The sequence below is a fragment of the Sorangium sp. So ce363 genome (assembly GCF_051520435.1).
Classification (GTDB): domain Bacteria; phylum Myxococcota_A; class Polyangia; order Polyangiales; family Polyangiaceae; genus Sorangium; species Sorangium cellulosum_B.
Window position 1 is genome coordinate 11882133 of record NZ_CP150333.1, and the last position, 22800, is coordinate 11904932.

Genomic DNA, 22800 nt, shown 5'->3' on the forward strand with positions numbered 1-22800 from the left:
GCCAGGCGCAGAGAACCATGAAGGCCCGACAAGCCCGCTGAAGCAGGCGAAGCTCGCCTCTACGAACATTGATGAGATCCGGTGTCCCTGACAACTCCCCTCAGTTGTTGGCATCTTTCGTGGGAATTGAACAGGGAGACGGGGAGACGGGGAGATTCGTGGGATTTCACTCCTCGTCTCCACGCCTCCCTGTGAATTTTTCCGAATAATTCGAGGGGATGCTTCAGGTGTCCATCACCACGCACGGAGCGCCTCGCGCGCCATCTTCGCGCGTCCCTGGCCCGCATGAGGCTCGTTCTACTGTGTCTCGTATCACTAGAAAGTTGGTGTGTGGTTGCACTGTCTACCGACGATGGTAACAACACCGCATGTCTCACTCCTCTCTACGTAGTCATACGCTCCTGGCGTTGTTCGCGGTCTCCGCGTTCGCGCCGGGTTGCGGCTCGGAGCGGCCGCAAGCGGGCGATACCAGGCCGCCGGGCTCCGAGCCCGGTCAGGGGGCGCCCTTCGAGAACCCCGGCGGGATGTGGATGCCGGAGCAGATGCGGCAGCACAAGGACCAGCTCAAGGCGCTCGGGCTCGAGATCGATCCCGAGTCGCTCGCCGATCCCACGGCGTCCCCGCTCGGCGCGGTGGTGAGCCTGGGCGGCTGCTCGGCCTCGTTCGTCTCGCCCGATGGGCTCATCGCCACGAACCATCACTGTTCGACCAGGGCGCTCCAGTACAACTCCACCCCGGAGCAGGACCTCCTGACGAACGGCTACCTGGCGAAATCCCGCGCCGAGGAGCGATGGGCCGGCCCCACCGCGCGCGTGCTCGTGACCCGCGCCTTCCGCGACGTCACCGGCGAGGTGCGGCGCGGCATCGAGGCGATCCAGGGCGATCTCGAGCGCTACGAGGAGATCGAGAAGCGCAAGAAGCAGCTCGTGACCGCGTGCGAGGAGGGGCGCCCCGAGATCCGCTGCTCCATCGCCGAGTATTTCGGCGGTGGCCAGGTCTCGTTGATCGAGCAGCTGGAGATCAAGGACGTTCGCATCGTCTATGTCCCGCAGGAGGCGATCGGCAACTTCGGTGGGGACATCGACAACTGGCGCTGGCCGCGCCACACCGGCGATTTCGCCTTCTTCAGGGCCTATGTCGGCAAGGACAACCGGCCGGCCGCCCACGCCGAGGACAACGTGCCTTACCGGCCGGCGCATCACCTGAAGCTCGCGTCGTCGCCGCTCCGCCAGGGCGACCTGGTGATGGTCGCCGGCTACCCCGGCACGACGAACCGGCTCCGGACCGCGGCAGAGGTCGAGTCCGCGGTCTCATGGCTGTACCCGAAGCGGGTGTCGTTCTACGAGGAGTCGATCGCCCTCCTGGAGGAGCTCGGCAAGAACGACCCGGCCCTGCGGATCAAGGCGGAGCCGACCATCCAGGGCTACGCCAACTACCTGCTCAAGACGCGCGGCCTGCTCGACGGGCTGGTCCAGGGCGGCCTGGCCAAGGAGAAGGCCAAGCAGGAGGGCGACCTCAAGGCCTGGATCGACGCCGACCCGGAGCGCAAGGCGGCCTACGGCGGCGCGATCGAGCAGATCGCCGCGCTGCACGCCGGGCAGCAGGCGACGCGCGACCATGACGCGGCCGTGTCGGAGATCGCCTCGTCGGCGAGGCTCCTCGACGCCGCGGTCACCATCGTGCGCATGGCGGAGGAGCGGCCGAAGGCCGACGCCGAGCGCGAGGCCGAGTACCAGCAGCGCAACTGGGAGCGCCTCGAGCAGGCGCAGGCGTCGCTGCAGAAGTCGTACGACCGCGCGATCGATCGGAGCACCTTCAAGCTGGCCACGCGGCGCGCGCTGCAGCTCGATCCGAAGGACAGGCCCGCGCTGCTCGGGGCCCTCGCGGGCGGGCAGGCACAGACGGAGGCCGGCATCGCCGCGGCGATCGACGCGATCTACGAGAAGACGGCGCTCGAGGACGCGGCGACCCGGATCCAGCTGCTCAAGACGGCGACGCTCGAGGAGCTCCAGGCGAGCCGGGATCCGATGATCCGCCTGGCGCTCGAGCTCGCGCCGGTCGACAAGGCCATCGAGGCGCGGGACAAGGCCTACGCCGGGGCGATGGCCCTCGTGAAGCCGCGCTTCGTCGAGGCGCTCCGCGCGCACCGGGGCGGCCTCCTGGCGCCCGACGCGAACGGCACGCTCCGCGTCACGTACGGCACCGTGCGGGGGTACCGCCCGGAGAGCGACAAGCCGGTCTATCGCCCGTTCACCACGCTCAGCGAGGTCGTGAAGAAGAGCACCGGCGAGGCGCCGTTCAACACCCCGGCGACCCTGCTCGAGGCCGCGCGCGAGGAGCGGTTCGGCCCATACGTGGACAAGGACCTCGGCGAGGTGCCGGTCTGCTTCCTGAGCGATCTCGACATCACGAACGGCAACTCCGGCTCTGCCACGCTGAACGCGCGCGGCGAGCTCGTGGGCCTCGCCTTCGACGGCAACTACGAGGCGATGGCGTCCGACTGGCTGTTCATGCCGTCGATCACCCGGACCATCCACGTCGATCACCGCTACATGGAGTGGGTGATGGACGCGGTGTCGGGCGCGGACGCCGTGCTGAAGGAGATGGGCGGCAAGCCGGCCATCGACTGAGCGCGGCGCAGCCTCAAAAGCACGATCGCGAGGACGCCGGCGCGGGTCACGCGCCGGCGTCGTCGGACGACACCCGCACCTCTCCCTCGGCCACCGTCCAGAGGATCGACGTGCAGCTCCGCCCGAACGCCCTGTCGTGCGTGACGAGGAGAAGCGCGCCCGGGTAGTCGGCGAGGGCGCGCTCCAGCCGCTCGATCGAGGGCAGGTCGAGGTGGTTGGTCGGCTCGTCCAGCACGAGCGCCCACGCGTGTTGCCCGAGGCCCAGCGCGATCATCAGCTTGCGCGCCTCGCCGGGCGACGGCCGCGCCGACCCGAGCAGCGGCCCCGGCTCCACCCCGAGCGCGGCCACCAGCGACATCACCCGCCCGCGCTCCTCCGGAGGGAGGCGCCGCGCCCTCGCGATGAGGGCCTGCTGCTCTGCCTCGCCGAGCTCCTGCGGCACATGGAGCACCTTGTCCGCCGGCACGCGCGCGCCGGCGAGCAGCGCGTTCACCAGCGTGGTCTTGCCAGCGCCGTTCGGGCCCGCGATCCGGATGCGGTCCTCGCGGCCGACCGCGAGCCGCACGTCCCTCAGCAGCATCCGCCCCTCGCTCTCGCCGCCGGCGTGGATCCGGGGCGCGTCGAGCACGAAGAGCCACGGCGCGGGCGATCGCTCGTAATCGACGAACACGCTGCGGCCCACCGCCTTCTCGAGCTCGAGCTCTCCCGCCTCGGCCGACACCTTCTCGAGCTTGCGCCGGGTCACGCCGACGTTGCGCGACAGCCGCGCTTCGGCCGAGGACACGCGGAAGTCCGCGAGCAGGCCCCGGGCGTCGCTGTCGCGCGGGCCCTTCATCCGCCGCTTCGTGCTCCGGTCCGCGTCGGCCGAGGCCTGCGCCCGCCGCTCGTCGCCGAGGCGGCGCCGGAGCTGCCGTTCCTCGGCGCGCAGCCGCTGGTGCGCCTCCTCGCGCCCGCGCGCCTCGGCCTCCCAGAGCGCTTTTGCCGCGCTGTACCCGCCGGGATAGAGCCTCGCCGCGGCCCGCTCGACCCGGATCGTGCCGGTGGTCAGCGCGTCGAGGAGCTCGCGATCGTGCGAGACGCACGCCCCGATCCCCTGGAACCCCGCGAGCGCGCCGGCGAGCAGCGCCCGCGCGTCCGCGTCGATGTGGTTCGTCGGCTCGTCGAGCAGGAGCAGGTCCGGCGCCGCGGCGAGCGCCGCGCCGATCTGCCACCGCTTGCGCTCGCCGGGCGACAGCGTGGCCCAGCGCCCGAGCTCCGCCGGATCCAGCAAGAGCTCGCCGCGCAACCTGCGCGCGGCGCCGTCCTCGGCGTCGGCCAGCGCGTGGATGGCCGCGTCGGCGTGCTCCACGGCCTGCGGGCAAACCGCGACGGTCGCGCCCCGCGGCTCGAGCCGCAAACTCCCCCCCTCGGGCGCGAGCTCGCCGGCGAAGAGCCGGAGGAGCGTCGTCTTGCCGGCGCCGTTCGGCCCGACGATCCCGTACCACCCCGGGGTCAGGCACAGATCCACGTCCGCGAGGATCGTGGACGCGTCGGAATAAGAGAAGGAGAGGCGCTGCGCGCGCAACAACGACATGGGAGCTCCTGAATCCTGAGGGCCACATGGCCCGGTCACGGGACGGGCAGGCTGCCTCGCGCGGCCAGGGAGCAGGGATGCCACCTGTCGCGCTCGCGACCTGCGACGGAGACCGATTCAGGAGCTGATCTTCACCGGAGCACTCTCCTCTTGCGTCAGCCGTGCTCTCTAACAGACGGTCGAGGTCCACGCAACCGCCGCTCCGCGGTTGCGGTCGCCCCTTCCGCTCTCCTTCTTCTTCTTCCAGCGGCATCTCGGCTCGGCGCGCTCACGCGGCCAGGAAGCCGCCGTCTACCGGGATCGCGCCGCCGGTCACGTAGCCCGCGCCCTCGGAGCACAGCCAGAGCGCGGCGCCGGCGATCTCGTCCTCGGTGGCCATCCGCGCCATCGGATGCTGCGCCACAAGCGCCTGCACCAGCTCGGGCGCGAACGCCTCCGCCTGTTGCATGGCGGGCGTGCGGGTGACGCCGGCGCAGAGGGCGTTCACGCGGATCCCGAGCGGCGCCACCTCGAGCGCCACCGAGCGCGTCATCCCGAGGACCGCGTGCTTGGACGCGACGTAGGCGTGGTGCGCCGGCTTCCCGGCGACGCCGTAGATGGAGCTCATGTTGACGATGGCGCCCCCGCCCGACGCCAGCATGGCCGGGATCTCGTGCCGCATGGCCAGCCAGATCCCGCGGGCGTTGGTCGCCATGACGTCGTCCCACACCGCCTGATCGGCGCGATCGAGGCGGGCCATGTCGCCGCCGATGCCCGCGCAGTTCGCCGCGAAATCGAGCCGGTCGAAGCGCCTCATCGTCTCTTCCACGGCGCGCTTCATCGAGGCGTCGTCCCGCACGTCGGTCTGGACGAACAGCGCCGGCGCGCCCTCTCGCTCGAGCGCGGCGCAGGCCCGCTGTCCGGCGTCGCCGTCGCGCGCGGCGATGGCGACGCGCGCCCCTCCTCGCGCGAACGCGCGCGCGGTCGCGAGGCCGATGCCCGAGGTGCCCCCGGTGACGAGGGCGACCCGTCCGGCGAAGTCGTAGGTGATCATGAAGCTCCCTTTCCTGGTGGAATCACGCCGTGCTCGCGCCAAGGCCGCGCTGGATGAACTGGACCGCCTGCTGGGCGAGGCGACGGCGGCGCTTCGGGCCGAGCTGCTTTCGCAGCGCGTCGGAGGCCAGCACGTCGTGGAGCTCGGCCCCGAGCTCCTGGAGCACCGCCTCGGTGAGCCCGGGGCCGATGACGGCGGCGACCAGCCGGGTCGCCACCTCGAGGCTCGTGTCGGTGGAACGGACGGCGCCGCTCGCGATGCCCTCCGCGAGCAGGGCCCGGAGCTCCGCGGCGCCGGCCTCGCAGATGGCTTTGTGAAGGCCGCGGACCTCGACCGTGGCGGTCGGGTCGGTGGCCGCGGCCGACAGGCGGGCGAGGCGCGGGTGCTCCACGAGGAACGCCATGCCGCGCTCGATGTGGACCTCCAGGCGAGCCCAGAAGTCGCCCTCCAGGCACCCGGCGCCGAGGAACGCGCGCTTCTGCCGCGGCACCTCCTCGGTCAGGAGCCACCGGTAGAGATCGAGCTTGTCCTCGAAGTACTGGTAGAAGCTCCCCTTGGGGATGCGGGCGCGGCGCGCGATCTGCGAGAGCGAGGCCTCGGCGTAGGGGCGATCCGCGAACTCGGCGATCGCCTCGCGCACGAGGCGGTCCCGCCGCTCCTCGGGCAACCCAAAGAACGTGCTCTTCGGCATGCGACCGGTCAGTCATATGACCGATCGGTCGCATCGTCAAGGCGGGGCCGGGCGCGCCCCTGGCTGCTGCTCAGTGGTTCAGCACTGGGCATGCCCAGAGCACGACTAAGGAAATCCCTGAGCGCAACCCGGGAGTGCCCAGAGCGTGACCCCGATCCCAAACGGGCCTCGTCCCAAACGCGCCTCCGGCGTGGGTCGGCGCGCTTCCGGAGGAGGTGTGGTTCCAGGGAGAGGCCCCCTCTTTCGAGGTCACGAGATCGAGCCGAGCGTGACATCGAGCGACCCGCATCATGGCCGACGACACTGGGAAGCGTGATCGCGCTCCGCTCGAGCGAGGCGTTCATTTTGCATAGCGGGCCGGCGCACTCTCGTGCGGCCGTGCATTCCTGCAATGCACGTCACATCGATGGCGAAAACCTTCGCCGTCAGCATCCCAGGCAGACGCCGCGAGCGTTCGCGCCGACGCACGCCTGCAGCGTTCTCGTCTCCACGGCTCGCTCCATCCGGAGCGCAGCGGGGGCGGCCCCGGTCACGCGCTATGCCTTCACGGATGAAACCCGAGTCGACTGCATCTTGCATTGCTGCACAGTCGCTCGCGATTGACGACGTCGATCATCCAGAGATCATTGCGCTCATTGATCGCAACGCATCATCTATCGGATGGCCATCGAGGTGTCGCTCGGGGGCAGGTGATGTTCTCGGCGCCTGCTGGAGCGGCGCGGGCCGCAGGCCCTGAAATGTATTTTTATTCACGCGGCATGTCGTGGCGGCTCGGCCATCGTATTGAAGTGTTGGAAGATTCGTTGTCCGCGGTGTTTCGATCACGACGAGGTCGTCGTGTGAAGTCCGCAAATAAGAATACAGTTGCGCATTCGTCCGTATGGTATAGGATGCTGTCATCAGATGGAGGAGCACCCACGAACCATCGGACCCCTGCAGCCATGAAGAGAGCCTAGCGGCTCTCTCGCTTGCTCTGGTCTCATGATGCACCGGGAGATGCCCTGGAAGCAGTTCAGGCGCTCGTGAGTCGCATGCTCGCATCCTGGCGGGCGTAGCGACGACCGAGGAGTGCAGCCGTGTCCTGCGGACGCCGAGCGTTGGCTCGGGCCGCGTGGCGGCTGTTCAGCGCCCTGCTCGCGGGAGATGCGCCCAGGTGACCACGCGCTGGAGCATCGCGGAAACGCGGCTTGCGGGTTCCGTCTCGTGCTCCTTTCAGCGCTAGGGGCCAGCTGCCTCAGGGCAGCACCGAATCGACGCCATCGCGTCGCCCAGCGCGCCATCCGACGCAGCACCCCACTCCAGGCTTATCGACGTGTGCCGCCATGGCGTTGCGGCTGCGTCCTGCCTTCGCCACAGGAAGAGCGCAATGACTCGACTTAATTTGTTCGCCCCCGAGGTCCGAGAGAACCCGTACCCCTTCTACGCGGCGCTGCGCCGCGAGTCGCCCGTGTGTCAGGTGGACCCCAACGGGATGTGGGTGGTCACCCGGTATGATGACATCGTGGCGGCGTTCAAGAACACGCAGGTGTTCTCGTCCGCGGGGCTGCGCGTCGCGTCGGAGCCGCCCTACCTGCGGCGAGATAATCCGCTGTCCAGATCGTTGCTACTCGCGGACCCGCCGCGGCATGGTCAGCTGCGCAGCCTCATCAACCGCGCATTCACCGCCGCGACGGTGGCCTCGCTGGAGCCGCAGATGCGCTCCACGGCCGCGCAGCTCGTCGACCAGCTGGTGCAGCGCCGCGCGGCCGACTTTCTCTCCGATCTGGCGCTTCGCGCGCAGGTCAGCGTCCTCGCCAGGCTGATCGGCTTTGACTCAGCGCTGGAGCGGCACTTCAAGCGATGGACGACTGACATCGTCAGCGTCGGCGCCGTATCTCCAGAAGATCATGCGCGGCTCGACGAGGTGCGTAGGACCATCGATGAGATGGAGCAGTACATGCTGGGCCTGCTGGCGAGCCGCCGGCGGAAGATGGAGAACGACCTGGTCAGCGAGCTGCTCCGGTCCCGGACGGACGACGATGGGACCACGGACCAGGACCTCGTAGCCCTCCTCTTCCTGCTCCTCGTGGCAGGGCTCGAAACGGCGATAGCGCTGATGACCCAGATGGTGCTGATCCTCGCCCAGCGCCCGACGTGGATGGATCGCCTGCGCGCGGAGCCGGCGCTCATCCCGCGCTTCATCGACGAAGTCCTGCGCTTCGAGCCGCCGGTGCATGCCACGATGCGCCTGACCCTCGCCGAGACAGAGCTCGGCGGTACGCGTCTGCCCGCCCACGCCGTCGTTGCGCTGCTCATCGGCTCCGGTCTGCGTGATGAGACGAAGTTCCAGGAGGCGCACCGCTTCAACCCAGAGCGCCGCGACCAGGCCAACCTGGCGTTCGGACATGGTGCCCACTTCTGTCTCGGGGTCTTCCTGGCCAAGACGCAGGCCCGCGTGATGCTCGAGGAGCTGCTCCGCCGATGCCACCGAGTCGCGCTTGCTGCTGACCGTCTTGAATGGAATGTGTTCCTCAACACCCGCTGCCCGATGGCGCTACCCATCGAGGTGGTTCCAGCGTCATCTCCTGCCACACGCGAGTCGCCAGTCGTTCAGGGGATCTGGTAGGGCATGTGCCGTTGCGAATAGGCCTCTACTCCATGGAATCGTCTTGTGGTGGAGTTCGTCATGTCATCCGATCGAACTAGCGTCGTCGTCAGCAAGCGCGATGCTGGTGCATTCGAATATCCGTTCTCTGCGTCGTGTCACCCCGGGAGAGAGATCGCTGAGCAAAGGACCCTGGCGTGGGTTCGCCGATTGCGGCTGGTGCCAGACGGTCGGTCGCTTTCGCGTCTCAAGGCGACGAACTTCTCCCACCTGGCGGCATGGCTCTTGCCGTCCGCGAGCACGCAGACGCTCCAGCTGGCATCGGACTTCACGGCCGCGCTGTTCCTCCTGGATGATGCGTACGACGAGGGGCAGCTCAGCACGGACCCGGAATCCGTCGAGTGGCTCAATGAGAAGTACCTGGGTGAGCTCTTCGGGTACACCGAAGCGGACATGAGCGATCCCCTGACGCGCGGGATGCTCGATGTACGTGAGCGCATCCGACGCAGTCATCCGCACTTCTTCCTGAATCGCTGGCTCTCGCACTTTCAGTACTACTACGAGGCCAACCTGTGGGAGGCGAATAACCGGAAGCAGATGAGGGTGCCGCATCTTGAAGAATATTTGATGATGCGGCGCTACAGCGGAGCTGTCTATACCTACTGCGACCTGCTCGAGCTGCTGCTCGAACGGCCGCTGCCGCTCGAGGTCGTCCAGCACCCGTTGATTCAGACGGTTCGAGACATCTGTAATGACATCCTCTGCTGGACGAACGACTACTTCTCGCTCGGGAAGGAGCTGACCAACGGCGAGACGCACAACCTGATCGTCGTCCTCCGGAACGAATGCGTGAGCACGCTGGAAGAGGCGATCGACCGGCTCAAGGACATGCACGACCGCCGGGTCGCGGAGTACCAAGGCGTGAAGGAGAAGGTGCTCGCGCTCTGGGCGGACGACGAGATCCGCCTCTACCTGGACGCGGTCGAGGCCATGATCGCCGGAAATCAGCGCTGGGCGCTCGAGGCCGGTCGCTATTCTGGACTAGAGAGTTTGATCGTGCGCGCTGGATGAAGGCGAAGGAGCCTACCGGGCGCGTGCTTGCATGGCGCCTCGCCCGGCGCCGTGAGAGAGGGTGCTGCTCAGGCGTGCAATCTCGTCGAGGTCCGCCGCATCGCGTAGGCGATACCCGCCTTGAGATTGGAGCGGGTCTCTATCGAGCCGAGGTCCACGCCGAGCGCGACCAAGCTCTGCGCCACCGCAGGGCGGAGCCCCGTCAAGATAGCCTTGCTTCCGAGCAGTCCCACCGCCTGGGCCAAGCTCATCAGCCGGCTCGCGACGCTCGTGTCCACGCTCTTGACCCCCGTGACGTCGACGATCACGACCTTCGCGGAGCTGGACGCGACCCCTTGCATCGCGGTTTCAATCATCTGCGCCGCCCGTCTTTCATCGATCGTCCCGATGATCGGCATCACCATGACCTGATCGGTGATCGGTATGCAGGGTGTTGATAGCTCGAAGAGCCGATCCCGCTGCGTCTGAATGATGGCTTCCTGCATCTGGACGCGCTCTTCCTGCAGCCGGACCCGCTCCCCCAGCTCCACCTGCAGCTGGTCGTTGACGTCGCGGAGCTGCTCGTAGGACAGCCGGAGCTCCTCCGTGCGCGCGGCGACCTCCTGCTCGAGCCTCTCATAGAGCTTTGCGTTCTCGATGGAGATCGCGATCTGCGTCGAGAGGAGCTTCAGGAGATCGAGGCGATTCTGCGTGAACACGCCGGTGGACAGGTTGTTCTCGAGATAGAGCACGCCGACGAGCCGATTCTGACGGATGATCGGGGTGCAGATGACCGACTTCGGGCGCCTCTCCCGGATGTAAGGGTCGGCGGAGAACTTGGCCTCCTCCGTCGCATTGTCCAGCAGGACGCCTTTCTGGGTGCGCTGCACGTAGCTCACGATCGAGAGCGGCGCTCTGCTGAACGACACGACGGGCGCGGACTTGAGCACGTGAACTTGCTTTGGCTGAAAGGTCCCTTCCACCTCGACGAAGAGGGCATCGCCACGCGCCAGGGCCAGCATGCCGGACTGCGCTCCGAGGTTCTCGAGCACGATCGTCATGAGGTTTTCCAGGAGCCTCTCCAGGACGATCTCGCTCGCCACGGCCTGCGACGCCTTCACCACGCTGAGCAGGTCCAGGACCGCGTCATCGTGGGTGGACGTCTCCGTCACCGACGTCGATTGGTCTGGCCTCCCCTCGAGCCTCAGATGGGGGAACGCGGCGACGAGGCTCTGGCACTTCGCATCAGCGCCCCACAGCGCATAGCCCCGGTAGGCCATCGTCATGTAGTGCTGAGCGATCTCGCTCCGGCCCATTCCCCGGTAGAACGACGACGCAAGCTCACACCCCAGCGCCTCTTCCTGGATGTATCCGTGCTGTCGGGCTCCCTCGATCGCGCGATCGTAGAGGGCCATCGCCTCGATCATCGAGCGCCCCACACGAGCCAGCTCCGCGCTCACCAGGTCGTGCTTGTGCTGGTTGTTCTCGGGCGCGTGGCGCGCCCACATCCCGAGCTTCTGCTGGTTCGCGTCGACCTTGGAGAGCGCCGCGTCCTGCTCCTCCTTCGAGAGTCGATCGAAGGCCGCGAGGATGGCGAGCGAGCAGTAGAAGTTCTGCTGCACGACGGTGGCGAACCCCGCCACGTCCTGGTACTCCTCACGGGCGCGAAGACACTCATAGGCGAGCTTCGGCTCGCCAAAGAGGTAGAGCAGCATGCCCTTCGCGAGGTGCAGTGAAAACAACGATATACTGTTGTGCTCGAGACAGGGGATCATCGTCGTTTCGTCGAAGCTGTCGCCGACCAGGCGCAGCTTCTCCGCGGACGGATCTCGAAGGCTGCGCACGAGCTGCTTCCAGATCTTCACGTAATACAGCGGGTACTGCTGGTTGAGCTTCAGCGCGAGCTCGATGGAATGTGTCATTCGTTGCTCGGTCGTCCCCAGCTCTTCCCCGGTAAGGAAGGAATATGTGGGGTGCTGACAGGCGCTGTACCCGACGTACTCGATGTCTCCCGTCTCCAGTCCGACCTGAACCGCATGACGCGCCGGTTGGGTCGTCTCTTTCAGATGACGCTTCCAGTGGTGAATGGCGATGTAATTGAGCGTATAGATCTTGGATTCGAGCTCCATCGCCCCGAAGCGCTGGATGAGATCGATCGCCAGCTGTCCCAGCGCGAACCCCTGGTCTATATTGTTCATGAAACTGCACTGGATGTGGCCGTAGATCGCACAGGCGTATGCCGCGGAAGGTGAGATTCCGTGCTGTACGCAGATGTTCATCAGGGTGAATGCGATCAGCGGGACGAACTGGGGCTTCGCCATGAGGGCGGCCGGCAAGGAAGAGACGAGGATGCGGTTCGCGGCGAGCATTCGCCGATCGACGAGCACCGGCAGGTCCGCCAGGCGAGGTATGTCGATGTCAGCGGGCGGCGCCTCGCAGAGCGGTACCTCGAGCATGGCGAGCACGGCCAGGGCGATGTCGAGAGCATCCGCCAGCCGATGCTGCGACATGTAAAATTGAATACGCGTCTCGTAGACCCGGATCGTCTCCAGTACGTCCCTTGCATGGTCCACGACGATCTTCGCGCAGGCCTCTGCGCGGTCGAAGTTGATCGTCAGGTACTCCAGCTCGACGAGATCCGTGTAGATGGCGAGCGACAGCTCGTAATTCGTCTCCCACGAGTCCTCGGGCAAGAACGCCGCGGCCGCGCGGAGGCACTGCACCCCGGGGCCGTACGCCGTCGAGCGCCTCGCCTTCTGTCCGGCTCTCAGGTTGAGCGTCGCGGCCTCCTCGCGCTCCTGCCTGTCCACGATCATCTTTGCCCCCATGTTGAGGTGCATCACGATGTCGTAGATCCGGTCCTCGACGGACGCGGGAGGGCTCTCTCCGAGCATGAGCCGCCCCAGCTCCAGGTGGATCCGCTCCTGCTCGCCCTCCGTGAGCAGCTTGTAGGCCGCCTGCTGCACGCGGTCGTGGAGGAACTTGAACGTGACCGCGCCCTCGTCCGCGTCGTCGAGGAAGCGCGCGATGCCGTACTCACCGTCGACGGGCACGACGAGCCCTGCGTCGAGCGCGCCCCAGAGGTCCTCGTCGGTCGCGCGCCGGTTCTTCTGGTGGATGAGGGCGAGCATCCTCAGATCGAACTGGTTGCCGATGCACGCGGCGAGCTTCAAGACCCGCTGCGTCGCCTCGCCCAAACCCTGTATCCGGCGGACCATCAGGTCGACGACGTTGTCCGCGACCTTCATCCGCTGGATGTCGGCGATGTTCCATCGCCAGGCGCCCGTCTCCGAGCTGAAGCGCAGGTGGCCTTCGCGGCAGACGCTCTCGAGGTACTGGATGGTGAAGAACGGGTTCCCGTGCGTCTTGGCGAAGATGACACCCGAGAGCTCGCGACACTCCTCCCGAGGCGCGTCGAGCGTGTCCGACACGAGCTGGTTGACGTGATCGGGCCCGAGCGGCGTCAGCGTGATCGTGCGCACGCGGGCCTCGCTCTTCCGGAGCGCGTCCAGCATCATCGTCAGCGGGTGCGCGTCGTCGACCTCGTTGTCGCGGTACGATCCGATCAGCAAGAGGTGGCGGATGTCCGGGTCCTCCAGGAGCACGCTGAGGAGGTTCAAGGACCCCGTGTCGGCCCACTGGAGATCGTCGAGGAACAGCACGAGCGCCCGCGTCTTCAGCGCGATCGCGCCGATGAAGTTCCGGAACGTCAGGTTGAAGCGGTTCCGCGTCTCCATCGAGCCCAGCGCCGGGACGGGCGGCTGCTCGCCGATGATGAGCTCGATCTCCGGGATCACCTCGGCGATGACCCGCCCGTTCGGAGAGACGGCCGCGAGGATCCTGGCCCTCCAGTCGGCGAGCTCATTCCTGCTCTCGGTGAGGATCTGCCGGACGATCTCCCGCAGCGCCGCGAGCACGGCCGCGTACGGGACGTTGCGCGTGAACTGGTCGAACTTGCCAGCGGCGAAGTAGCCCGCCTCCTTCGCGATCGGCTTGTGGATCTCGTTGACGACCGCCGACTTGCCCACGCCGGAGTAGCCGGCCACGAGGACGAGCTCCGAGCGGCCACCCTCCGCCGCCTCCGGACCAGACCCGCTGATGTCCCTGAAGGCCGCCATCAACGCGCCGACCTCGCCCTGCCGGCCATACAGCTTCTGCGAGATCTGGAGCCGCGTGGGCTTGTCCCGCCTCCCCGGCACGAAGTCCTCCGCCGGCGCTCCTTGCTCCAGCATGTCGAGGCAGGCCTTCAGATCGGCCTTCAGGCCGAAGGTGCTCTGGTACCGCTCCTCCGCCGTCTTCGAGAGCAGCTTCATGATCACCCGGGAGAGCGCCTCCGGGATCGCCGGCCGGATCAGGTGCGGCGCGACAGGCGTCTTCGCGATGTGATGGTGCACGAGCTCCAGCGGATCCGTCGTCTCGAACGGGAGGCGCCGCGTCGTGAGCTCGTAGAGCGTGACCCCGAGGGAGTAATAATCCGAGCGGAAGTCGATCGACCGGTTCATCCGGCCCGTCTGCTCGGGCGAGATGTACTGCAGCGTGCCCTCGCCGACCGACCAGGGGTCGACCACCGCCGCGCGCTCCCCAGGCAGGAGCGAGGCGATGGAGAAGTCCGTGAGCTTCGACGTGCGCACGTCGCTGTCGACGATGATGTTGCTCGGCTTGATGTCCTTGTGGACGATGTTCCGCTCATGGATCGCCCCGAGCGTGTCCGCGAGCTGGAGCGCTATCCTCACCGCCTGCGCGAGCCCGACGCCCTGCCCATTGCCGTCGATGATCGCCCGCAGCGAACGACCGGCGAAGTACTCCATGACGAGCGCGGCGTAATCGAGCCGGACCTCGAGCTCGTGGACCCGCACGACCCCATCGAGATCGAGGTGCTTCGTGATCTCGTACTGGCGCTTCAGGATCGCCACGTTGCGGGTGCCATTGACGCCCTTCCGCGCGACCTTGATGACGCACATCTTGCCCGTGCTCTTCTTCCGGCCGAGATAGACGCTGCTGCGAGCACCATCGTGCAGCGTCTCGAGCAACTCGTGATTCAACAGCTCCACCATGACGGCGACCCCCCCTGGAGTGACAGGGCTATTTACCCAGCGCGGCGTTCAGTCGGTATCTCGGTCCGTGTCAAGCAGCAGTCCCCCGCTTCACGGCAGCTCCTCGGGGCGCTGAACTCAAGGACGGCGACAGGCGGCCGCGCCATCCGCCGAGGGAGCGAACGTGCTCGGCGGGGCGCATCGCCCTACGCAATCGAAACGGACGGGTTGTGTCAAGGTCGAACCGCCGCGGCGCCGCACGCGGATCGAGCGCTCACGGCTGGCTCCGCCGCCGAGACGCCGCGCGTCAGGCGAGCGACGCACGACTCGCTCCGACGCTTGGGCCGACGCTCGGGAGCGAATGCGACAACAGCGTCGCCTCGCCGCCCGGACGCACGGCGCTCCGTGGCGCAGAGGGCCGTCGGATGTGCATCACGCGATGACGCCTTCACGAGGCGAGGAGCCACGGTGCACGGGGCACACGCCCGTGCCGGGAACGGCCAAGGTGCGCCAGATGGAGAGGGATCTCCTTAGGGAAGTGCCTGAGACGCGCGGTGCCTTCCCTCATCGATAAGCCATTGAAATGCGCAACGATCGGCCCCTGACAGAGGAGTAAGGAGACGCCTGAACGATTGACCGTTGCCATCTCGTCCCGACAACATGCGTCGCCCGGCGGGCGACAACGTGGGTCGGGTGGGTTGGTCGACGCGGGCGTGGCTCGCTGTCGGGGCCGCCACCCGGCGGCGCTCCCGAGCGCGCCGTGGCGTCGGTCTGCCGGAGCAGGCCATGGAGCCCGCCCGTTGTGGGATGGGCGGGCGTCGCGTGAGCCGATGTGGGGAGCGCGGCGCCCCGCCGGCGCTACTTCCCGGCGGCCGCCTCGGAGCCGGGTCGCCGAGGCTCCCGCGCGCCGGCGAACGCGGCGCCCTCGCGGCCGATCGACGGCGCGTCGGCGATGTGCTCGCGGTCGTCGAGGGTGTGGCCCATTGCGCCGAGCGCGCTCCTCAGCTCGTCGGGGAAGCCGCCCTGCTCGACGAACAGCTTGTCGGGGTAGTCCTGGTGGTGGAAGCGCGGCGCGTTGACCCCCGTGGTCACGTCGAAGCCGAAGTCGACCACGTTCGAGAGGATCTGGAACACCGCAGTGAGGATCGTCGGGCCGCCCGCGGCGCCGAGCACGAGCTCCACGCGGCCGTCCTTCCCGGTCACGATCGTCGGCGACATCGACGAGAGCATGCGCTTGCCGGGCGCGATGGAGTTGGCCTCCCCCTGCACCAGACCGAACTGGTTCGGGGTGCCGGGCACGGCGGCGAAGTCATCCATCTCGTTGTTCAGCACGAAGCCGGCGCCGGTCACCGTCACCCCCGAGCCGTACCAGCCGTTCAGCGTCGTGGTCAGCGCGACGGCGTTGCCCTGCGCGTCGACCACCGAGAAGTGCGTCGTGTGCGGGCCGCGCCCGCCCGAGTCCTTGACCGCCGCGCCGCGGGCGAGCTCGTCGGTCGGCGTCGCGCGGTCCGCCGCGATCGTGGCGCGCTGCTTCTCGGCCCACGCGACCGAGAGCAGCTCCTCCACCGGGTTCTTCACGAAATCGGGATCCCCGAGGACCTCGTTGCGCGCGAGGAACACCCGCCGCATCGCCTCGGCGACCACGTGCACGTGCGACGGCGAGTGCCAGCCGAGCTTGGCGACGTCGAGCCCCTCCAGCTGGTGCGCGATCATCGCGAGGGCGAGGCCGCCCGACGACGGGAGCGGCATGGAGGCGACGCGGCGACCGCGGTACTCGAAGACGACGGGCTCGCGCCACTTCGCCTTGTAGCCCTTGAGGTCCGCGGCCGTGATGATGCCCTTGCCCCGCCGCATCTCGGCCACGAAGAGCTCGGCGGTCTTGCCCTCGTAGAAACCCGCGGGCCCCTTCTCCGCGATGCGCTCGAGCGTCGCCGCGAGCTCGGGCGATTTCCACGTCGCGCCGATCTCGATGGGCGCGCCGCCCGGCAGGAACAGCGCGACCGACGCCGGGAAGCGCTTGAGCTTGCCCGACGCGGCCTTGACCGTCGTCGCGAAGTTCTCGTCGACCGAGAAGCCCTCCTTCGCGAGCCGGATCGCGGGCGCGACGAGCTCGGCCCAGGTCTTCTTCTTGGAGCCGAGCTTGTCGTACGCTTCCCAGAGCCCCGCCACGCTGCCGGGCACGCCGACCGCGAGGTGGCCGACGCGCGCGCTCTCCGTGGCCTTGCCGTCCTTGCCCCGGTACATGTCGTGGGTCGCCTTGCCCGGCGCGGTCTCGCGGAAGTCGAGCGCGTGCTCCTTGTCGCCGACGCGCGCGACCATGAACCCGCCGCCGCCGAGGTTGCCGGCCGTCGGGTGCACCACGGCCAGCGCGAACGCCGTCGCGACCGCCGCGTCGACGGCGTTGCCGCCCGAGGCGAGGACCTCCGCGCCCACCTTCGTGGCGAGGGCGGCGTCGCTCGTGACCATCGAGGGGCCCCGCACCGGCGGCGCGCCCTCGGGGTAAGGCCACCCGGCGGGGAACCGCGACGCCGGCGTGGCCGGCGCGGCCGGCGCGGGCGCAGGCGCCGAGGCGGGGGCGGCGTTCGGCGACGGGGGCGGGGGCGGCGCGGGCGGAGGGGGCGGGACGGCGGCCTCGCAGCCCGCGAGGAGCACGACGGCGAGCAATCGATGCCAGGCACGGAGCTTCATCGCGGCGGCTTATAGCCCAGGCCCCGCGCCGCTCGAAGGCCAGAGGCGCGGCCGCGCGAGCGCGGCCGGAGGGTTCTCCACGGTGATCCGTCACAGCTGTTCGGGCATCTGCTGATCAGCTGTACCGCTCTCTGGCGAACGGGAGAGCGACGCGCCGTACAGGGCGCGTGGAGCATGGGCTCGTACCGAGGCGCCCGGGGACGCCTCCTGGCGCCGCGAAGTGATCGGTCTTGGTCGTTGGCTTGGGGGCTTCGCCCCGCTTGGGTATGATCGGCCCCGGATGTTTCCGACGGAGCCCGCTCCCGAGACGATTGGGGCCTACAAGATTCTCCGGCGCCTGTCCGGTTCTGGGCCTACCAGCGTCTATCTCGGGCGACTGGATGGGCCGCTCGGGTTTCGCCGCGTCTGCGTGCTGAAGCTCGTCCCGAATACCGCCGAGGGTGATCCGCGCTTCGCCGACGAGCTCGCCCGCGAGGCGTCGATCTGCGCGACGATGAACCACCCGGCGATCGTGCGGATGTTCGACTTCTTCGAGCACGCCGGCCGGCTCGTGCTCGTGCTCGAGCACGTCGAGGGCGTGAACCTCAATCGGCTGCACCAGCACCTCGCGGCGCGGCAGCAGAAGCTCGCCGACGCGGCGGTCTACTACCTGGTCCACTGCATCGCCGGGGCGCTCGCGCACGCGCACGGGTCCGTCGATGAGCACGGCAGCCCCACGCCGATCATCCATCGCAACCTCCACCCGGAGAACATCGTGATCGGGTGGGACGGGCAGGTGCGGCTGACGGGGTTCGGCATCGGCAAGATCCTCGGGCGCACGCCGGATACGATCGCGGGCGTGGTCAAGGGCGCGCCGGGCTACATGGCGCCCGAGCAGGCGCGCGCCGAGCGCGTCACGGTGAAGGCCGACATCTATGGCGTGGGGCTCTTGCTCTGGTCGTTGCTCACGGGGCGGCGGCCGCCCGCGGACGGCACGCGACCGCAGGCGATCGCGACGATCCGGCCGGAGATCCCGCGCCCGATCGTGGCGCTGCTCGACACGGCCCTCGCGCCGGCGCCGGACGATCGAAAGATCACCGTTCACGAGATCGAGCAGGCGCTCGCGAAGGTCGCTCGCCCGGAGAAGGGGAAGGCCGAGCTCGTGACGCGCGTGCAATCGGCGCACGCGACGATCGAGATCGAGGACGCGGATCACGAGGAGGACCGGCGGCCGACGATCCCGGTCAAGGGCAAGGGAGGTCAGACCGCGAGGCCCGCGGCGGACGTGGCGAAGCGGCTCGCGAAGGATCTCTTTGCCAGGGATCAGGCGGCCAGGGACGGCGGCGCCGCGAGGCTGCGGACTCCCGGCGCGCAGGCGAAGACCGCGCCTCCCTCGGCGGGGGCGTCCGAGGCGCTGATCGGGTCGGCTCGGCAGGACGGCAAGGCGTCGATCGGCGCGCCCGAGCCGATCACGATCCCGGTGCCGGCGGCGTCCGAGGTGAGGGGCGACGGCGCGAAGGGCGTCGAGGGACGAAGGCCCGCGCTGCCGGATCGCGAGACGTTCGGCCGCCTGTTCGAGGCGTCGAAGCGCGCGGCGGAGCGCGACGCGGCGGCGGCCGAGGAGGGGCCGCCGGAGGGCGGGCCGCCGACGTTGACCGAGGTCGATCCGATATTCGAGGAGGACGGCACGACGATGCCTGGCACGGGCGCGGAGGCGGCCCACTTCGTGCCGACCACGTCGGTGATCCCGGAGGCGATCCGCTTCGGTCCGCCGCCGGCCCTCCCGGCGGATCTCGCGCCCGCGTTCCTGGGTGCGCCGCCCAAGCCGCCTTCCGGCTCGCCGGTGACCCCCTCTGGCGTGACCGTGCCGATGGGCGCGTCGGGCCTGACGCCGCCCGGGGTGACGGTGCCGGTGGATGGCTCATCGGGCCTGACGCCGCCCGGGGGCGTGCCGTACCCGAGGCCGAGCGCGGAGGGCCGCGGCGGCTCTCCCGGGGAGTCGTCGCCCCCGGCGGGCGCGTCGTCGCGGCGCCCGCGGCTGCCCGGGCTGCCATGGCAAGCGCCGCGTTCGCTGTCGCCTGTCGGGACGATCGCGGTGTCGGCGATCACGGCGACGGTGGTGGCGGGGCTCTGGATCTACGTGGCGCGGCGCGATCGGCCCGAGCCGGCTGTCGCGGTGGAGCTGGCGCCCGCGATCGTCGAGCCCGTCGCCGCGGCGGCGTCCGCGGCGAGCGAGTCGCCCCCCATGAAGAAGGCTCCAGCAGGGAAGGCGCAGGCGGCGAAGACGCTTTCAGCAAAGGAGGCCGCGGCGGCGAAGGAGGCTGCCGCGAAGGAGGCCGCGGCGGCGAAGGAGGCCGCCGCGAAGGAGGCCGCGGCGGCGAAGGAGGCCGCGGCGAAGGAGGCCGCGGCGAAGGAGGCCGCGGCGGCGAAGGAGGCCGCGGCGAAGGAGGCCGCGGCGGCGAAGGAGGCCGCGGCGAAAGAGGCCGCGGCGGCGAAGGAGGCCGCGAGCCAGGCGCGGCAGGGGGGCAATCCTGCGTCGCTGCCCAAGGATCAGGGCCTGCTCACGGTGGGGTTTCCGCAGCCGGGGGGCGTCTACATGACCGGCAAGTACGCGGGGGATGTGAACCAGGCGCTGGCCGTGCGCTGCGGCCGCTTCTTCGTGCGCGTCGGCCGGGCCGGGAAGACGAAGTTCCCCGAGTGGCTCAGCGCGGGTGTGACAGCGCAGGTGCCGTGCCAGGGGGCCACGAGCATCGATATCAAGCCGAGCGCACCGCCGAAGGCGAAGAAGAAGCGGTAGCCCGGGGCTCGGCGCCCAGGCCGCCTCGGCGCGGCGGCCGGAGCCCTCTGCGGCGATGGCGCAACGGCCGCGCGCTGCGCCCTATTTCATACAGACCGCCTCCAGGTTGTTGCCGTCGGGGTCGTGCAGGAAAGCGGCATGATACGTCGGGCCGTAATCCGCGCGCACGCCGGGCTTGCCGTTGTCGCGGCCGCCGGCCGCTCAGGCGGAGTCGATCGTCCTCAGCAGGGCGTCGAGCTCGAACGGCTTGCTGAGCACCTCGCGCGCGTGCGCCGGCATCGGCTGCTTGATGTTCGACGCCGCGGTCATGATGACGACGGGGATCTCCTCGAGCGCGGGGACCGCGCAGAGCTCGTCGCACACCTTCCAGCCGTTCATCTTCGGCATCATCAGGTCGAGCAGGATCACTCCGGGCCGCTCGCCGTCGAGGAGCCGCTCGAGCGCCTCTCGCCCGCTGAAGAAAGGCGTCGCCTCATAACCGAGGTCGCGCAGCGTCTCGGCCAGGGTCGTCGCCAGATCCACGTCGTCATCGATGATCAGGACAGACTTGCTCATGTAGGAAGAGGGCGCTCGCTGGTGAATGTGGGCCGACGTCGAGGCCGCTCGGCGCGGAGATGCTGCCTCGCTGCCACAACATTGCATGGGCTCCCATTGCATTTGCTAGTCGGACGCCGCGCGGCCGCAAGGAGAAACGCGGCAGAGCCAGGCACATGTGCTCGCCTTGCGCGCTTGCCCGGCCGCTTCAGCGGGGAGCACGTCGCGCGCGTGCGTCGACCCGCGGCCTTGCTCTATGCTGTGGCGCCATGCTTGACACGCGGGAGTTGCCGCTCCTCCGGGCCCTCGCGGGCCGGTACCCGACGACCGAGGCCGCGCTCTCGGAGATCGGCCATCTGCGGGCGATCCTGTCGCTCCCGAAGGGGACGGTGCACGTGGTCAGCGACGTCCACGGCGAGCACAGGAAGCTGAAGCACATCATCAACAACGCTTCGGGGAGCCTGCGGCCGCTGGTCGAGCGGGTCTTCGGCGACCGGCTCACGGCGGCCGAGAAGCGCGCGCTGCTCTCGGTCGTCTACTACCCTCGCGAGAGGTATGCCCGCGTCGCGTCCCGCAGCGAGGCGGAGCGGCGGGCCTTCCTGCTCTGGACGCTCGCGCGCGAGGTCGAGGTCATCCGCGAGCTGTCGCTGCGCTACACGCTCCGCCAGGTCGAGGCGGCGTTCCCGGAGGACATGCGGGGCCTGCTCCGCGAGCTCGTCTCGGCGCGCGCCGCCCTCGGCGAGGGCGGCTACCTCGACGCGCTCATCGATCCGTTCGTGCAGCACGGCCGCGAGATCGAGATCTTGCGCGCCACGGCGCGCGCCATCCGGAACCTGACGGTCTTCGAGCTCGTGGTGGCCGGCGATCTCGGCGATCGCGGTCCCCGGCTCGACAAGGTGATCGAGTACCTGATGCGCCAGCCGCGCGTGCGGGTCGCGTGGGGCAACCACGACGTGAGCTGGATGGGCGCGAGCCTCGGCCAGGAGGCGCTCATCGCCACGGTCGTCCGGCTCTCGCTGCGGTACGGGCGCCTGTCGCAGCTGGAAGAGGGCTTTGGCATCTCCGTGGCGCCGCTCGATCGGCTCGCGCGCACGGCCTACGCCGACGATCCGGCGGAGCGCTTCGCGGTCCGGGGCGAGGGGCTGCGCGACGCCCTCCTGATGGCGCGGATGCAGAAGGCCGCGGCCGTCCTCCAGTTCAAGCTGGAGGGGCAGCTCTGCCGGCGCCGCCCGGAGTACGCGCTCGAGCACCGCTGCCTGCTCCATCGCATCGACGCGCGCGCGGGCACGGTCGCGATCGACGGCGAGGTGTTCCCGCTGCTCGACGCGCGCTTCCCGACGCTCGACCCCGGCGATCCGTACGCGCTGACGCCGGACGAGGCGGCGTGCGTCGCCCTTCTGAAGGAGTCTTTCCTGAGGAGCCCGGCGCTGTCCCGCCAGATGCGCTGGATGGTGCAGCAGGGGACGACATGGCTCAGGCGCGACCGGGCGCTCATCTTCCACGGCTGTGTCCCGGTGGACGGCGAGGGCGAGCTCCTTCCTTTCGTGGTGGACGGCGAGGTTCGCCGCGGCAGGGCCCTGTTCGACGCGCTGGAGCGAACGGTGCGCCGGGCCTTCCGGGCGGGCGCGCAGGAGGACGTCGACATGCTCTGGTACCTCTGGACCGGGCCGCTCTCGCCCATGTTCGGCAAGGACCGGATGACGACGTTCGAGTCGTATTTCGTCGCCGACGAGAGGACGCACAGGGAGACGAAGAACCCTTATTTCCACCTGATCCACGACGCCGCGTTCTGCGGCCGGGTGTGCCGCGAGTTCGGTGTGGATGAGGAGCGCGGGCTCATCGTGAACGGGCACGTGCCGGTCCGGGTCGAGCGGGGGGAGTCGCCGATCAAGGCGTCGCGCCGCGCGGTGACGATCGACGGGGCGTTCTCGGAGGCGTACGGCGACAAGGGGTACACGCTCGTGCTCGAGGCGAGCGGGGCGCGGCTCGCGCAGCACCACCATTTCACGTCGGTCGAGCAGGCCGTCGAGGCGGGGGAGGACATCATCCCCGTGATCTCGGACGTGGAGGTCTACGAGGCCGAGCGCCGGGTGGGAGACACCGAGAAGGGGGAGGAGCTCGAGCGGGAGATCGAGATCCTGGAGCGGCTCATCGAGGCGTATCGAGACGGAGCGCTCCTCGAGCAGCCGAGGTGAGGTGAGGCGCGGT

The 22800-nt window shown here is 69.0% G+C and carries 11 protein-coding genes and 1 pseudogene; 5 read left to right on the forward strand and 7 right to left on the reverse strand.

From position 1 onward, the window contains the following. Positions 1-368 precede the first annotated feature (368 nt). Positions 369-2630, forward strand: coding sequence for a S46 family peptidase (locus WMF12_RS44695; RefSeq protein WP_437854795.1), 2262 nt, complete (start codon positions 369-371; stop codon positions 2628-2630). 46 nt (positions 2631-2676) lie between these two features. On the opposite strand, the gene WMF12_RS44700 is transcribed toward WMF12_RS44695, so the two are convergent. The 3 genes from WMF12_RS44700 to WMF12_RS44710 all read right to left on the reverse strand — a co-directional run bounded on the left by WMF12_RS44700 (position 2677) and on the right by WMF12_RS44710 (position 5927). Beyond that, entirely contained in the window at positions 2677-4203 is a 1527-nt protein-coding gene (locus WMF12_RS44700; protein ID WP_437854796.1) for an ATP-binding cassette domain-containing protein, read from the reverse strand. A gap of 268 nt (positions 4204-4471) precedes the next feature. After that, a complete protein-coding gene (locus tag WMF12_RS44705) occupies positions 4472-5236 on the reverse strand; it encodes an SDR family NAD(P)-dependent oxidoreductase (RefSeq protein ID WP_437854797.1) in 765 nt (254 codons plus the stop codon). 22 nt (positions 5237-5258) lie between these two features. Beyond that, complete coding sequence (locus tag WMF12_RS44710) at positions 5259-5927, reverse strand: TetR/AcrR family transcriptional regulator (RefSeq protein ID WP_437854798.1); 669 nt, start codon at positions 5925-5927, stop codon at positions 5259-5261. A gap of 1366 nt (positions 5928-7293) precedes the next feature. Between WMF12_RS44710 and WMF12_RS44715 the strand changes: the two genes are divergently transcribed. Next, a complete protein-coding gene (locus WMF12_RS44715; RefSeq protein WP_437873956.1) occupies positions 7294-8532 on the forward strand; it encodes a cytochrome P450 in 1239 nt (412 codons plus the stop codon). 45 nt (positions 8533-8577) lie between these two features. Next, complete coding sequence (locus WMF12_RS44720) at positions 8578-9582, forward strand: terpene synthase family protein (RefSeq protein WP_437854799.1); 1005 nt, start codon at positions 8578-8580, stop codon at positions 9580-9582. Positions 9583-9650: 68 nt separating this feature from the next. On the opposite strand, the gene WMF12_RS44725 is transcribed toward WMF12_RS44720, so the two are convergent. Both WMF12_RS44725 and ggt read right to left on the reverse strand, forming a co-directional pair. Next, complete coding sequence (locus tag WMF12_RS44725) at positions 9651-14615, reverse strand: AAA family ATPase (protein ID WP_437854800.1); 4965 nt, start codon at positions 14613-14615, stop codon at positions 9651-9653. An 837-nt stretch (positions 14616-15452) separates the two neighbouring features. Then, the gene (gene ggt, locus WMF12_RS44730; protein ID WP_437854801.1) at positions 15453-17282 is read right to left on the reverse strand and encodes a gamma-glutamyltransferase; all 1830 of its coding nucleotides are present in this window, start codon (positions 17280-17282) and stop codon (positions 15453-15455) included. A 280-nt stretch (positions 17283-17562) separates the two neighbouring features. On the opposite strand from ggt, the gene WMF12_RS44735 reads away from it, so the two are divergent. Then, positions 17563-20058: a protein kinase domain-containing protein gene (locus tag WMF12_RS44735; protein ID WP_437854802.1), complete on the forward strand. Its 2496-nt coding sequence runs from the start codon at positions 17563-17565 to the stop codon at positions 20056-20058. A gap of 81 nt (positions 20059-20139) precedes the next feature. On the opposite strand, the pseudogene WMF12_RS44740 reads toward WMF12_RS44735, so the two are convergent. Next, positions 20140-20259: pseudogene (locus WMF12_RS44740) on the reverse strand (VOC family protein); the annotation flags it as partial. After that, positions 20260-20613 (reverse strand): response regulator, encoded by a 354-nt coding sequence (locus WMF12_RS44745; RefSeq protein ID WP_437742845.1) that lies wholly within the window; start codon positions 20611-20613, stop codon positions 20260-20262. Between the two features lie 248 nt (positions 20614-20861). Here WMF12_RS44745 and WMF12_RS44750 point away from each other — a divergent pair, with 248 nt between their 5' ends. After that, positions 20862-22787: a fructose-1,6-bisphosphatase gene (locus WMF12_RS44750; protein WP_437854803.1), complete on the forward strand. Its 1926-nt coding sequence runs from the start codon at positions 20862-20864 to the stop codon at positions 22785-22787. Positions 22788-22800 lie beyond the last annotated feature (13 nt).